The organism is Ornithinibacillus bavariensis (assembly GCF_018333235.1).
In the GTDB taxonomy this organism is placed as follows: Bacteria; Bacillota; Bacilli; order Bacillales; family Amphibacillaceae; genus Ornithinibacillus; species Ornithinibacillus bavariensis.
On record NZ_BORP01000002.1, the window covers coordinates 439,973 to 454,332 of the forward strand.

Sequence of the window (14,360 nt, forward strand, 5' to 3'; positions counted from 1 at the left end):
GAGAGTTATGAAAAGACTAGAACTAAAGTTTGAGAATGAAGAAGGAAAGATTGTTACGTATTCCTTGGAAGAACCAATTGAGCCAGTGGATCCGGTTGCGGTAACAAGTGCAATGGATGTTATTCTCGAACAAAACGCTTTTTCAACTAGTGGTGGTGATTTAGTCGCGAAAAAGGGTGCACGTCTAGTAGAGAATAATGTTCAGGATATCGAAATCATTTAAGACGAAAGGGGGTTATCATGGGTACTATCCTAGTGGTGCCCCCTTTACAGATGCAGATATAGTTTAAAGAGATTGATTTTATTATCGAAAAACTTGATATAGTTTGAAATTTCGTGTCATATTAATAGATAATAGTAAAAAGAACTGCTGGTGCTAGACCCTCCTTTACTAACTATGGAATAAGGAAGTGAGAGAATTGATTGATATTCACACACATATTCTTCCTGGTATTGATGATGGTGCCAAGACCATGGAAGACAGTCTTGCAATGGCACGTGCAGCGGTTGAGCAAGGAATCCACACAGTTTTTGCAACGCCACATCATCAAAACGGGTATTATATGAATAAAAAACAAGATATCGTAAACAAGGTAAAGCAATTCAGGAATTGTTTACAGGATCTTAATATTCCACTTACTATACTAGTTGGGCAGGAAACGAGAATACACGCTGATTTTATGGCAGAGCTAAATGAAGATATCATAGCACCCCTACAAGATACATCGTATATTTTAGTTGAATTTCCTTCTTTTGAAGTTCCTCGTTATGCTGATAAACTATTATTTGATATACAAGTTGCCGGTTTCATGCCTATTATTGTTCATCCTGAACGAAATCAACAAATAGCTGAGCATCCGTCCATTCTTTATGATTTTGTCAAAAAAGGTGCCCTTACACAGATTACTGCTGCAAGTCTGACAGGTAGATTTGGAAAGAAGACGCAACAGTTATCCTATCAGCTCATTGAGCATCATTTAACACATTTTATTGCCTCAGATGCACATAATACTTCCTCGAGAAGATTTATTTTGCAGGAAGCATTTCAACTCGTAAGGAAGGAATTTGGATGGGATGTCTATTATACATTCATGGAAAATCCACAGCTGTTACTTGAAAATCAATATGTTCATCGCGTAGAGCCAATTCTTGTTAAAAAGAAAAATAGTATTTTTAAAATTTTTCCTTAATCGATTGTAAAAAATTACTTGTCACCAATCCTTTTATCGTTTATGATGTTATTATGTTCTTTAAAATGAACATTATTCGCGAGTTATTTTAATATTTTACTTTCTAAATATTTTTTTTAAACATAACGTTCTATATAGTGAACAACAAAAAGGAGTACACACTGGTCATGTCTACAAAACCGTTATCAAAGTAGGCACTCGGTCATTCTGTGGGTTGAAATAGACCTTAGATGCAAGTCGTCGATGGAGTGATGTGAGGGAGGGTTAGATGCCCTTATACTATCCATACAAATCAATAGAAGGGGGGAGGAAGTAAGAGTTGAAGTGTTTAGTCGTTACGAATACAGATCGTATCATTAAGGTTTTTTTTATTCCACATATCAGACTACTACAGAATATGGGATTTGAGGTATCTGTCGCTACTGCCGTAACTGACGTAAAAAGTTTGGAAAAAGCATTACCAGGGGTTACATTTCACCATATACCCTTCCAGAGAAACCTCAATCCTTTTGATAATGCAAAAGTCTATTTCTCTTTAAGAAAGCTGCTAAAGCAAATGGAATATGATCTTATTCACGTGCATACACCAATTGCTTCTTTTTTAGTTAGACTAGCTGCACAAAAGGGGCAACCAGTAATCTATACGGCACATGGGTTTCATTTTCACGATAATGGTTCTCGGATAAGTAATTGGCTTTATTTAGCTATTGAGCGTGTAATGGAGAGAAAAACAACAAAGCTAATCGTTATCAACGAGGAAGACTATTTGCAGGCTAAAGAGATATTTCCACTGGACAAAATTCACTTTATAAACGGCGTAGGTATCGACTCATCAGTATTTAATCCGGAAAAGTATACCAACTCTATGAAAAGTAGCATAAAAGAAAGGCTCCACATAGATGGACATAAAAAGGTGATTACTCATTTGGCAGAGTTTAATTCTAATAAACGTCAGATTGATATTGTTTTGGCTGCAGAACAATTAAAGGAATATAATCAGGAGTTTATATTTCTACTACTTGGGGATGGACCATTAAAGGATGAGATACAAAATCAAATCCAGAGTAGAAATCTAGAACCGTATATTCGTTGTTTAGGATATCGAACAGATATAGAAGATATTTTGAGTATTACAGATATTGGCTTACTAGTTTCGATTCGGGAAGGCCTGCCGAAATCTGTCATGGAAATGATGGCAATGGAAATTCCGTTAATTGTAACGGATATTCGTGGAAATAGGGATCTTGTCCAAAATGAAAATGGTTTTATCATCCCAATACAAAGTCCGATTGATCTGATGACTTCGTGTCTAACCTTGATTCAAGATGAAAATTTACGACAAACTATGGGGAGGGCAGGTAGAAAAAAGATCCTTGAGAGGTTTGATTTGCGCATCATTTTAGAGGAGTTGCAGACAGTTTATGAAGCATCCCGATATCCAATGGCAAGGGGAGTAGTATATGAGAGGCAAAGTGATCATCTCAAGCAACTTCCTTAATGTAAAAATTTGGTGGTGATGATGTGAATACTAAAGGCATATTAGTAATATCCTTGGATTTTGAATTAAATTGGGGGGGTCATGACTGTTTACCATTAGAAAGATATCAGGATAATTTACTTGGTGCAAGAAAGGTAATACCTATGCTACTAGAAAGATTTAATAAAAATGAGATACATGCAACATGGGCAATTGTTGGATTCTTATTTTATTCGAATAAGCGAGCTTTATTAAAGGATATTCCCAAGAGTCTACCAAACTATGATAATGAGAAGATTTCTTCCTATTTACATTTAAAGAGTATCGGTGAAAATGAATTCGTTGATCCGGTCCATTTTGGCTCCTCTTTAGTTGGGCTCATTAGTGAACATGAAAATCAGGAAATTGCAACACATACTTTCAGTCATTATTATTGCTTAGAAAAAGGTCAAACCATTCAAGATTTTGAAGCGGATTTAATGCAAGCAATACATGTAGCAAAGAGAAAAAATAAAACGATTAAATCCTTTGTTTTCCCCCGAAATCAAGTGAATTCCGCCTATTTAACGATATGTGAAAAACATCAAATAACTGCGTATAGAGGCTGTGAAAGGCATTGGTTATATCGGGCAATGCCAGGTGAGGACGGGGGATTGAAGCGAGCTATTAGACTTCTTGACAGTTACATGAATATTACTGGGGACCATACTTATTCTTTTACCGAGTTAACACAAGAATCGAAACTCATAAATGTTCCATCTAGTCGATTCCTTAGACCATATTCCAAACGATTTCGTTCTCTTGAAGGATTAAAATTAAAAAGAATAAAGGATAGCATGACAAAGGCAGCCATAGAGGGTGGCCTGTATCATCTTTGGTGGCATCCGCATAATTTTGGTGTACACATAGAGGAAAATATGCAAATGTTAGACACCATTCTGGACCATTTTCTCATGCTAAAGAAGCAATATGGCATGGAGAGCTTAACGATGGAAGAGGTCAGTGAGAAAGTAAGAAGTAAATTGAAGCGTTTATCAGAATTAAGGCTGTTTTAAGGTGAACCTATTGGAAAATAATTTAAAACGTGGTGTTACCAAATGCATTTGTTAATACGGAGAATTGATCTATTCTTAATCGGGCTCCTAATTTGTTGTATACCGTTTATGTTTCATTTGAATTTAATCATTGAATGGAATGTGTCTTATGGTGATATGCTGATGGTTGCCATTCTCATTTGGTTAATCGCAAATAAAGAAAATAACGCGATTATAGCGATTGTTATAAGAAAATATTACCTCATTATCTTGTACAGTCTACTGCTTATTTATTGCTGTATCTTAAGCATGGTGAATTACTTTACGAATATATTCGTTGATATTCCCTATGGTATATCCTCAGTAGTAAAGTTAACCATTAACTTTTTGTACATAATTGTTTTCTTGATTTTTTTGGAAAAATATAAAGAAGCATTGCTACAACATATTCTTCGCTGGTGGAAATATACTGCAATCGCGATTTCTATTATTTGTATTGGAAGTGTTATTTTATATCGAATGGGTATTGAAAACGGGCTAACCTTAGATGGACGTGCACAGGCAACATTAAATGATCCAAATTTAGCAGCCTTATACTTAATTGTTTCTTTTTCTATTATCGCTCTTTCCTCCATCTATTTACAAAAAAGAACGGTGATTAATTCTTCCATGGTTATTGTGTTAGTAGCTTTATTCTCAACAGCATCACGTGGTGGAACTTTGAGTATTATGCTTGGTCTAAGCTTTGTTTTGTATCTATGCTTCATAGCAGGGAGAATAAAGGAATTAATTTTGTTTATCTGTGTTATTGGCATATTTTCTTCTGTAATGTATTGGGTCCATTCCACATCTGATGTTATTAGCTTTGCGATAGAGAGAGTGTCAAATATAGGATCCAATGGAGATGGAACGTCTTACCGAATTTTTTTATGGAAGTCTGCACTTGAAATGTGGGCAAAAAATCCTTTTCTTGGGGTAGGAATTGGTCAATATATTTCCTATTCACCTGAGATTTTTGGATATTCCTTAACGAACATCCCACATAATACCTATCTTTCTTTCTTATCGGAAACGGGGATAATCGGGTTTAGTGCTTTTATTTGGTTCCCGGTATATCTCATTACAAAATTAATAGTGGGGCTCATTAGCTATGGAGAAAAGAAGTATTTCTATTTACTGATAGGATTAATTGCAGTAGCCATTCAGGCATTATCAATCAATATTGAAAATATCCGTTTTATCTGGTTATTTATAGCAATTTCCTATGTAGTCGTAGACAAATCATATATACCATATACAAACCAGTAGACAAACTATCATGTCAGCTGACCCTATTGTAGAGAAAATGGAGGTGAAATTGTGAAAGATACCCTTACTATTCAAGATATTGCTCAACTACTAAAAAAACGCATCGTACTAATCGCAGCTCTAACCATTGGTTTTATCGTGATTGCTGCAATTATCAGCTTCTATCTCCTGACACCTACATACAAGTCATCCTCACAATTTATCGTCAATCAACAACAAAGTGATTCGATTCCATTTAGTGTAAATGAGATCCAGAAAAACTTAGAGTTGATCAATACATATACCGAAATTATGAAGAGCCCATTTATTCTGGAGAAGGTTATTACCGAATTAAATCTAAGTCTTACCCCAACAGAACTAGGGAAAAAAATTGAAGTCATTAGTAATGAAAACTCTCAAGTAGTGAGTGTTTCTGCTTTGGCTGACACCCCTGAGGAAGCGGCCGAGCTTGCTAATGTGATTGTTACTCAGTTCAAGAATACAATTCCTTCTATAATGAATATCGAAAATGTATTTGTCTTATCAGAGGCAAACCCAGTCTTATCACAGGACCCTGTGTTTCCTAGGCCATTTATTAATATGATTATCGCAGGAATAATAGGAGCAGCAACGAGTGTTGGATTAGTATTCCTTCTAGAATTTTTAAATACAAAGGTAAAGCTAGAAAGCGATATCGAGGTACTAGGAATAACCGTACTAGGAGTCATTTCGAAAATGGCCAGAACAACGCAAAGAAATAGAGAAGCACATAATGATTTTGCTAAGGAGGAGAGGAGCCTTGAGGCGTAAAAATTTGAAAGCTGCTAGAGGTAGTCTAATGACAATAGAAAATAAAAACAAACAGGGTCTAGAACAATTTCGTAGCTTAAGATCAAATATTTATTTTTCCTCTATTGATAAAGAATTACGAACTATTGCTGTATCGTCGCCTAGCTCTGGTGACGGAAAGACGATGACTGCATCTAATCTTGCTGTTGTTATTAGTCAGGAAGGAAAAAAGGTCTTATTAGTAGATGCTGATTTGCGAAAGCCAAGTGTTCATCATGTATTTTGGCTAGAAAATAGATATGGACTTAGTAATTATTTAATTGGCCAAAAAACTCTACATACTATCATACACTGTGCGTATCCCAATCTAGACATTATTACCAGCGGTATTGTACCCCCTAACCCATCAGAATTATTAGGGTCTATTCAAATGAGTGAGTTTATACAAGCAGTTAAAGAGAAATATGATGTCGTTATTTTCGATACACCACCAGTACTAATTGTGACGGATCCTACATTAGTAGCTAGTAAATGTGATGGATTGCTACTAGTTGTCCGGGCAAAGAAAAATGATATGAAGGAAGTAAAAAGGGTGCAGGAGCAACTAACCTTTGCTGGAGCAAATATAATTGGAGCGGTTTTGAATGGAAAAAAACAACCAAAGGGCTCTTATTATTATCAATAGAAAAGGAGTTAGTTAAACATGGTAGAGGTTCATTATAAGCGCGGATTCATTCACATGATGGATCTATATGGTTCTACTAATATTGAACACAAAAGGGAAGTAGACATTATTATTGCACAAGAGGTGTTGTTTCCGAACAGAGAGAGTGTGAAACATGTATCTCCAAAAGGCTTTTTACATAGCTTTGGTAAAACATTAGTAATTAATTTGAATCGAACAGAAGATGAGATTTTTTCGGATATACATAAAAATACTAGATATAAGATTAATCGTGCTGAGAAAAGAGATTCTATTAACTATCATGAATTAACGGCTCCGACAGATGAACAAATTTGGGAGTTTAAACAATTTTTCGATCAATTTGCAGCGCAAAAGAAATTACCAAAGGCAAACTATGGAAGATTAAAAAGTCTAAGAGATAAAGAAGCGCTTATTATTTCATATGCCACAGACGAAGATGCCACGGTTCTTTGCTATCATGCGTATGTAAAAGTAACAGGCTATTGCTCCCTTTTATATTCCGCATCTGCCAGATTTCATAATGGGGAGATTCGTAATAAGATTGGTAGAGCGAATCGATATCTTCACTGGCAGGACATGAGAAGCTTTAAAAGAATGGGTCTAATATGGTTTGACTTTGGGGGATTGTTTGTTCATGCAAGTACAGATGGGGAAAATCATATAAATCGATTCAAAAAGGAATTTGGTGGAGAAGAAGTGGATGTTGATAAAAGGATTTATCCTCAGTCCATGATTGGGAGACTAGTAGTCTTCGTATTTTGGTTAAAAATGAGGAAACGATCTGAATTTTTGAGGGCGAGAAGATTAGAGAACAACCGGACATATGTTACGAAGAAAACGTAAATCCTATTTTAAAGTGATTGAGGGGAACAATGTGGTATTAAAAAAACTATCATTGAAAAAGAATATTGCCTGGACGTTAGCCGGCAGTATTATATACTCAGTTACACAATGGCTTCTATTAATTGTAATCGCTAAGTTAGGTACTCCAGAAATGGTCGGGCAATATGCCCTTGGGTTAGCAATAACTGCTCCTGTTGTTATGCTTACTGACATGAAGCTTAGACTTTCCCTTGTTACAGACGCTAAAACTAGCTTTCAATTTGAGCATTATTTAGGCACGAGAATTTTTTCTACTATCATTTCCCTCATTATTTTTATACTGATTGTTCTCCTTTTTGGATATGACTTTCATACCTCTATGATAATTATTTTAATTGGTTTGGCAAAATTACCAGAAGCAGTAAGTGATATATTTCATGGTTTATTACAAAAACATGAACGGATGGATTTTTGCACCATTTCAAATATTATTAAAGGGGTTTTAACGGTTATCGTATTTGCAATCATTTTATATAGTACTCAGGATCTAATTTTAGCTATTATTGGTCAACTATTAGTTTGGACACTGATACTACTTTTCTATGATGGGCGAATTGCAAAACAATATACAGCTATTAAAATTAGCTTTCATTTGCCTAAGATAAAAGAGTTAACGAAATTAACTATACCATTAGGGTTTATGGGGCTATTAACCTCTTTTAATACGAATATTCCAAGTTACTTCATTGAACATTTTTTAGGTAAAGAAGAGCTAGGGTATTTTGTTGCTCTTTATTATATTTTGTTAGCAGGAAACCGAGTAGCAAATTCACTCAAACAACCAGCAGCTCCTAGACTTGCGGTCTTATATCAGGAAGAAGACAAAAGTGGTTATAAGAAGCTGCTTATTATATTAATTGGCTTAGGGCTTCTTATGGGATTAGGTGTGCTTCTTATTGCTTATGTATTTGGGGATATATTGTTAACCCTTATTTATACTCCTTCGTATGCAGCTTATACTGGGCTATTTATAGCTCTTATGATTGCAGGGATATTTAATTACCCGTCAACGTTCCTGAGTACAGCAATTATTGCAACAAGACATTTTAAATCTCAGCCATATCTAGCGGCTCTATGGGTCTTCGTTAGTGTGATTGGTTGTATTATTTTCATCCCGCTATTTGGCGTAATTGGTGCTACACTGGCTGTGATATTGTCATCGTTTATTGAAGCTTTTAGCTTACTTATCGTCTTAATCAGTATTGTTAAGAAAGATAAACCCGAATTAGGAAATAAAAGAAAGGAGTCCACGTTACTTGAGGAGGTGTCATATTGAAATATAAGGACGTTATACGGCACATGAAAAAGGATGAAGCGAATAATTATTATACGGTTTTAAAAAGAAAATCCGGTGCTATGTTAACCTGGGTAATTTTAAAGCTCTTCCCATCGATTTCCGCTAATTTTGTTACTTTGAGTATGCTGCCATTAAATCTACTAGCTGCTGGCATGCTTTATTATGCAATTGTTTCCTTTAACCTATTGTTTCTATTTATTTCGTTATTGATTTCATTTTTTACGCTTTCCCTTGATTCTGTGGATGGAAATATAGCAAGAATCAAGAAAACTGCTTCAATAAAGGGGGTCTTTTTTGATAGATTAGTTCATAATATTTGCCACCCTTTATATTTCTTTATTATTGGTTTTGCATTTTACGAAACAAGTAATCAAATTGCCTACTTAATCATTTTTCTCATTGTTGGCTTATTAAGTGAGCTATCACCATTCGATATTTCACAGAAGGATGTAGAGGCGTTATTTATTAGGCAGGCTGTTTATCATAACACGATTACCTATAATTATGAATCACATAAAAATAGGGATTATAAAAAACAGCATACGACCAACCACTTTAAATCAACCGTAAGAAAGTGGATAACTACTATACTTATGAATGATTTTTTCTATCTCATGATCCTATTGGATATGTTGATATTTGATAAACAATATTATTTCACCGTGTTCTTGGCGTTCGTTGATATTATCGGTATGATCTATGTCCGAGCAAATATAAACCGTTGGGAAAATAATCTTAGTGAAGTACTTGAGCGATTAACCGTGTATAAAAATTAATTGTACATAAGGGATGGGTGGTGATCATTTGGCTGTTCTTGTTACGGGTGGTGCTGGTTATATAGGAAGTCATCTATGTATTGAATTACTTGAATCAGGCTATGACATAATTGTTTTGGACAATTTTTCTACGAGTAGCCCTGAAGCATTAAAACGTGTTCAGAAAATTATTGGAAGAACATTACGTGTCTACAATGTTGATCTAAATAATAAAATGAATTTAATGCGGATATTTTCTAAGGAGTCTATTGATTCGGTTATTCATCTTGCAGGATTTAAATCCGTTGGCGAATCGACGTCATCCCCGTTAAAATACTATGCCAATAATATAACAGGTACGATTAATTTATGTGAAGTCATGGAGATTTTTAATGTTAAGAAGCTAGTATTTAGTTCCTCTGCTACGGTTTACGCACCAACTAATAATCATATGCCAATATCTGAGAACCATCCACTTGGAGCAATTAATCCGTATGGTCATACAAAGCAAATAATTGAAGATATGCTTCGAGGATTATATCATTCTTCCCCTATGTGGAGTGTTAGTATTTTACGATACTTTAATCCAGTAGGTGCACATGATAGTGGGTTAATTGGAGAAGATCCAAAAGGTGTACCGACGAATCTTCTTCCATATATAGCGGAAGTTGCAGTCGGTAATATTTCGACTCTATTTGTGTATGGAAATGATTATCCAACAAAGGACGGAACTGGGATTAGAGATTATATCCATGTAGGGGATCTAGCAAAAGGGCATAAAGAAGTGCTTAAGCGTACAATGGATACTACTGGCTTTGAAACATTTAATCTTGGTACGGGTAAAGGTTATAGTGTCATGGAGATGATTCAAGCATTTGAGCGAGTATCTGGAAAAAGAATTAATTATCAAATAAAGCCTCGCAGAAAGGGAGATATCGCTTTTTGTGTTGCAGATGTTTCCAAGGCAAAGAATCAACTCGGTTGGGCGGCTGAGAAAGATATAAATACAATGTGTGAGGATACCTGGAGGTGGCAAAAGGCAAATCCGAGTGGGTATAAGCATAGGAATAACCTGTCTTTTGAAAAAGAGGTAATTATCAATGATCGGTGAAAATCTGAAAAGGGTAAGAATGGAAAGAGGACTCAGTTTATCGGAACTAGCAGAAAAGGCAAATATCTCCAAGTCCTACCTAAGCAATATGGAGCGACACTTAAATGAAAACCCGTCTATACATGTAATCATTAAAATAGCAGAAGCACTAGACGTAACCATCCCAACGTTAGTCGAAAAATCACCAAAAAGCAACATAATCGAAACTGAATGGATCGAATTTATCGAGGAAATAAGAAAACTAGGAATACAAAAAGAAAAAATCCAACAACTCCTCCCAATAATTGAGTTCATCAAATGGCAACAAGAAAAAGGTATTGGAGAGAAAGTAGAGGAAATCAAGCAGTGAATAACCGAAGTAACATCTCACTAAAGATGACAAGATGCATTTTATTTCCTCGGAAATATTCGACAAAAATAGCCTCCATTCAAATAACTACTTTTTAACATTATCTACTTTAATACTTGTTTATGTATAGGAATCTTTTATAAAGTCATTCATTGGAAAATAGAAATATTGTAAAGGAAAAACCATTTCAGCTTACAATATACTGAAATGGTTTTTCAATAGAATGTTATAGCATTCGGGAATAGATAAGACCTATGCCCACCACATTTCATCAATGGAGTCTTTTACCATGATTGGTTTTAGCGTTTGAATCGCTTTCGTGAATCCCTCGTTTATGGACATAAGGCCATCTTCGTGTTCGATGCTTACAACATAGTCATATCCGTATAGCCTAAGTGTGCTTATTATGTCTGCCCACACCTTTGATTCGTGTCCAAATCCTACTGTCCGGAAGTACCAAGCCCGATTTTGCATATTAGAATAGGGAGTCATGTCGGTTAACCCGTTTCTGTTAAGGTTCGATTGATCGACTATAGTATCTTTTGCATGAAAATGATGAATAGCATTTTCTTTCCCAAGTATTTTAATAGCTTCTACTGGATCAATTCCTTGCCACCACATATGGCTTGGGTCCAAATTTGCACCAATAGCTGGACCACATGCATCACGTAATTGTAATAATGTGGCAGGGGTATGTACAGAAAACCCTCCATGAAGCTCTAAACCAATCTTTACATTATACTTCTCGGCAAAATTTGCTTTATCTGTCCAATACGGAATAATTTTTTCCTTCCATTGCCACTTTAAGATTTCTTGGTACTCGTTTGGCCATGGGGAGACTGGCCAATTAGGATATAGTGCATTTTCGTGATCACCAGGACATCCCGAAAATGTATTTACAACCGGAACACCGAGCTGACTAGCTAATTTAACGGTCTTTTCGAATAACTGATCTGCTTCCTGAGCAATTTTTTTCTGTGGATGAAGTGGATTGGAATGACAACTTAGTGCACTAATCATTAAACCGCGCCTGTCAATGTTATCCATGAATTCTTTCTGTTTTTGCCCATTGTCTAATAATTCATCAACATCGCAATGAGTATTTCCTGAATATCCTCCTGTACCCAACTCTATTGCTTCAATTCCGCTTGCTGCTACATGATCAAGCATTTCTTCAAGCTTCTTGTCTGAAAATAAGACTGTAAAAACTCCTAATTTCATCCTAAACCCTCCTTAAATGTAAACCATTACATTTATTATACATATTTTTTTTAAAAATAATATATGAATTTACTGTATTCTAAATTTATTCATAATTTATCATTGACAAATAATTCGTTAAAATCTACAATCAAATTGTAATCGATTACATATTTGAAAAGGTAGGAATCTTCATGGCGAATATACAACAAATTGCTAAAAGGGCGGGTGTTTCGATTGCTACGGTTTCCAGGGTGTTAAATAATGCCACTTCCGTAAGCCCGAAAACAAGAAGTAAGGTTGAAGACGCTATAAAAGAACTAAATTATGAACCGAGTATGCTAGGTCGTAATTTAAGAAATTCGGAAAGTCGTCTTTTATTAGTACTTTTACCTAATATTTCCAATCCCTTTTACACTGAAATTATTAATGGGATTCAGGATACTGCGATAGCAAGTGGTTATCATATCCTACTTTGTGAAACGGACTCTAAGCCTGAACGAGAAAATATTTACTTTAATATGGTGAAGAATAAGCTTGCAGATGGTGTTATCTCGATGGATCCGACTGTCAATATGCAAAAATTGAATGAGCTTGCCGAACATTATCCAGTTATTCTATGTAGTGAATATGAGGAGAACGGGGAAATACCATACATAACTGTAGATAGTGAGTTGGCTGCATACCAAGCAGTGAAGCATTTAATAAAACTTGGAAATGAAAAGGTTGCACTCATTACCTCCGATGAAAAATTTCTTTATGCAAGACTACGCCGTACAGGGTATGAGAGGGCATTAAAGGAATATAACTTACCGATTCGCGAGGAGTGGATTTACCATACAAAGGGACTCGATTTCCATTATGGTGTACATGCGATGAGAATGTTATTACAGAACGAGGATAGACCAACAGCGGTTTTCGCTATTTCAGATACATTAGCAATAGGTGCACTGAAAACGATCAATATGGAATTAAAGGATTCAGAGCCAATTGCAGTTGTCGGGTTTGATAATATAAGTTTTTCTAGTATGACCAATCCAACGCTTACTACGATTTCGCAACCAATGTACATGATGGGATGTCAGGCAACGGAAATGCTCCTCTCTAGAATTAAGGGTGAGAATGTAGAAAATATAGTATTGGAACATGAATTGATCATTCGGGAGTCAACGATGGAATAGGTAAGATTATCAAGTGATTAGGAGGTCTGAGCAAATGGGGATTCATGTAGGCATTATCGGTTGTGGTTCGATAACTAAATACCGCCATGCTCCAGAATATAAAGCAAATCCACATGTTGATGAAATTGTTTTTTTCGATAGAAATAAAGGTAGAGCTAAGCAGCTTGCTGAAGAATTTGGTGGGAGCGTCGCTAATACACTGGAGGATTTGCTAAATGATCCTTCCATTGTAGCTGTAAGTGATTGCTCGTCAAATGAAATGCATCATTTTTATACACCAAAAGCGTTATTAAATGGAAAACACGTTCTTTGTGAAAAGCCTCTTGCAATAAGCGTAGAGCACGCGATGAAAATAGTGGAAGCGGAGCGTCAATCAGGTAAGATTTTAATGGTTGATCATAACCAACGGTTTACAAAAGCACATCAAAAGGCAAGAGAAATGATTAAAAATAAAGAATTAGGTGAAGTTCTGACTTTTAGAACTACCTTTGGACATAAAGGTCCAGAGAGCTGGAGTGTATCAAAATCCAATTCTACATGGTTCTTCAAAAAAGAACGTTCATACAGTGGCGTTATTGGTGATTTAGGAATTCATAAGATAGATTTAATCCATTGGTTACTCGAGGATGAAATAGAAGATGTCCACGCATTTCATGGAGCTCTCGATAAAGTAAACGAGCATGGTAACCCAATTGAAGTTCCAGATAATGCAGTCGCAATACTTCGAACGAAGAAAGGGTACTTAGGGACGGCTTCATTTTCCTGGACTTATTATGGAGCTGAAGATAATTCAACAACGATCTATTGTCAAAAGGGAATTATTAAACTTTACCACCGACATGATGCGCAGCTTATTATTGAAATGAAAGATGGAACGAAAATCAACTATGAGCTCGAACATATGCAAACCAATGATAACCAAATGAAGACAGGTGTCATCGATGCCTTTATTGACTGTATTATTCATGGGAAAACTGCACCAGTAACCAGTAAGGAGGCTATTACTTCCTTGCAGGTAGTAGAAAAAATCTTGGCTCAACAAGGTTAAATTTAAATGTAATGGTTTACATTTAAATTTATCAATGAAAACTCAATCAAAAAC

15 protein-coding genes are annotated in these 14,360 nt (G+C 35.6%); 14 read left to right on the forward strand and 1 reads right to left on the reverse strand.

What is annotated here, in order from left to right; translation table 11 throughout:
* The first annotated feature begins 7 nt into the window (after positions 1-7).
* From KI338_RS07910 to KI338_RS07965, 12 genes are all read left to right on the forward strand, one after another.
* Positions 8-223, forward strand: a complete 216-nt coding sequence (locus tag KI338_RS07910) for a DUF2922 domain-containing protein (protein ID WP_212920457.1) — start codon at positions 8-10, stop codon at positions 221-223.
* A 196-nt stretch (positions 224-419) separates the two neighbouring features.
* On the forward strand, positions 420-1,190 hold the full coding sequence (locus tag KI338_RS07915; protein ID WP_212920458.1) for a tyrosine-protein phosphatase: 771 nt from the start codon (positions 420-422) through the stop codon (positions 1,188-1,190).
* 319 nt (positions 1,191-1,509) lie between these two features.
* On the forward strand, positions 1,510-2,688 hold the full coding sequence (locus KI338_RS07920) for a glycosyltransferase family 4 protein (RefSeq protein ID WP_212920459.1): 1,179 nt from the start codon (positions 1,510-1,512) through the stop codon (positions 2,686-2,688).
* A 23-nt stretch (positions 2,689-2,711) separates the two neighbouring features.
* Positions 2,712-3,722 carry a polysaccharide deacetylase family protein gene (locus KI338_RS07925; RefSeq protein ID WP_212920460.1) on the forward strand — a complete coding sequence of 337 codons (1,011 nt, stop codon included), beginning with the start codon at positions 2,712-2,714 and terminating at the stop codon, positions 3,720-3,722.
* 42 nt (positions 3,723-3,764) lie between these two features.
* Entirely contained in the window at positions 3,765-5,009 is a 1,245-nt protein-coding gene (locus tag KI338_RS07930; RefSeq protein ID WP_212920461.1) for an O-antigen ligase family protein, read from the forward strand.
* A gap of 51 nt (positions 5,010-5,060) precedes the next feature.
* Complete coding sequence (locus tag KI338_RS07935) at positions 5,061-5,798, forward strand: YveK family protein (RefSeq protein WP_212920462.1); 738 nt, start codon at positions 5,061-5,063, stop codon at positions 5,796-5,798.
* Positions 5,788-6,462, forward strand: a complete 675-nt coding sequence (locus tag KI338_RS07940; RefSeq protein ID WP_244853469.1) for a CpsD/CapB family tyrosine-protein kinase — start codon at positions 5,788-5,790, stop codon at positions 6,460-6,462. The genes KI338_RS07935 and KI338_RS07940 overlap by 11 nt, the downstream gene beginning before the upstream one ends.
* Before the next feature lie 18 nt (positions 6,463-6,480).
* Positions 6,481-7,326 carry a GNAT family N-acetyltransferase gene (locus tag KI338_RS07945; RefSeq protein ID WP_212920464.1) on the forward strand — a complete coding sequence of 282 codons (846 nt, stop codon included), beginning with the start codon at positions 6,481-6,483 and terminating at the stop codon, positions 7,324-7,326.
* Positions 7,327-7,357: 31 nt separating this feature from the next.
* Complete coding sequence (locus KI338_RS07950) at positions 7,358-8,641, forward strand: oligosaccharide flippase family protein (protein WP_212920465.1); 1,284 nt, start codon at positions 7,358-7,360, stop codon at positions 8,639-8,641.
* A complete protein-coding gene (locus tag KI338_RS07955; protein WP_212920466.1) occupies positions 8,638-9,438 on the forward strand; it encodes a CDP-alcohol phosphatidyltransferase family protein in 801 nt (266 codons plus the stop codon). Before KI338_RS07950 ends, KI338_RS07955 begins: the two co-directional genes overlap by 4 nt.
* Positions 9,439-9,466: 28 nt before the next feature.
* Positions 9,467-10,528 (forward strand): UDP-glucose 4-epimerase GalE, encoded by a 1,062-nt coding sequence (gene galE, locus KI338_RS07960; protein ID WP_212920467.1) that lies wholly within the window; start codon positions 9,467-9,469, stop codon positions 10,526-10,528.
* Positions 10,518-10,877, forward strand: a complete 360-nt coding sequence (locus KI338_RS07965; RefSeq protein WP_212920468.1) for a helix-turn-helix domain-containing protein — start codon at positions 10,518-10,520, stop codon at positions 10,875-10,877. The genes galE and KI338_RS07965 overlap by 11 nt, the downstream gene beginning before the upstream one ends.
* Positions 10,878-11,129: 252 nt before the next feature.
* Here the strand turns inward: KI338_RS07965 and KI338_RS07970 are convergent, their stop codons facing one another.
* A complete protein-coding gene (locus tag KI338_RS07970) occupies positions 11,130-12,098 on the reverse strand; it encodes a sugar phosphate isomerase/epimerase family protein (protein ID WP_212920469.1) in 969 nt (322 codons plus the stop codon).
* Positions 12,099-12,271: 173 nt separating this feature from the next.
* Between KI338_RS07970 and KI338_RS07975 the strand changes: the two genes are divergently transcribed.
* Together KI338_RS07975 and KI338_RS07980 are read left to right on the forward strand one after the other, a co-directional pair.
* On the forward strand, positions 12,272-13,258 hold the full coding sequence (locus KI338_RS07975; protein ID WP_212920470.1) for a LacI family DNA-binding transcriptional regulator: 987 nt from the start codon (positions 12,272-12,274) through the stop codon (positions 13,256-13,258).
* A gap of 34 nt (positions 13,259-13,292) precedes the next feature.
* Positions 13,293-14,306, forward strand: coding sequence for a Gfo/Idh/MocA family protein (locus KI338_RS07980; protein ID WP_212920471.1), 1,014 nt, complete (start codon positions 13,293-13,295; stop codon positions 14,304-14,306).
* Positions 14,307-14,360: the final 54 nt, after the last annotated feature.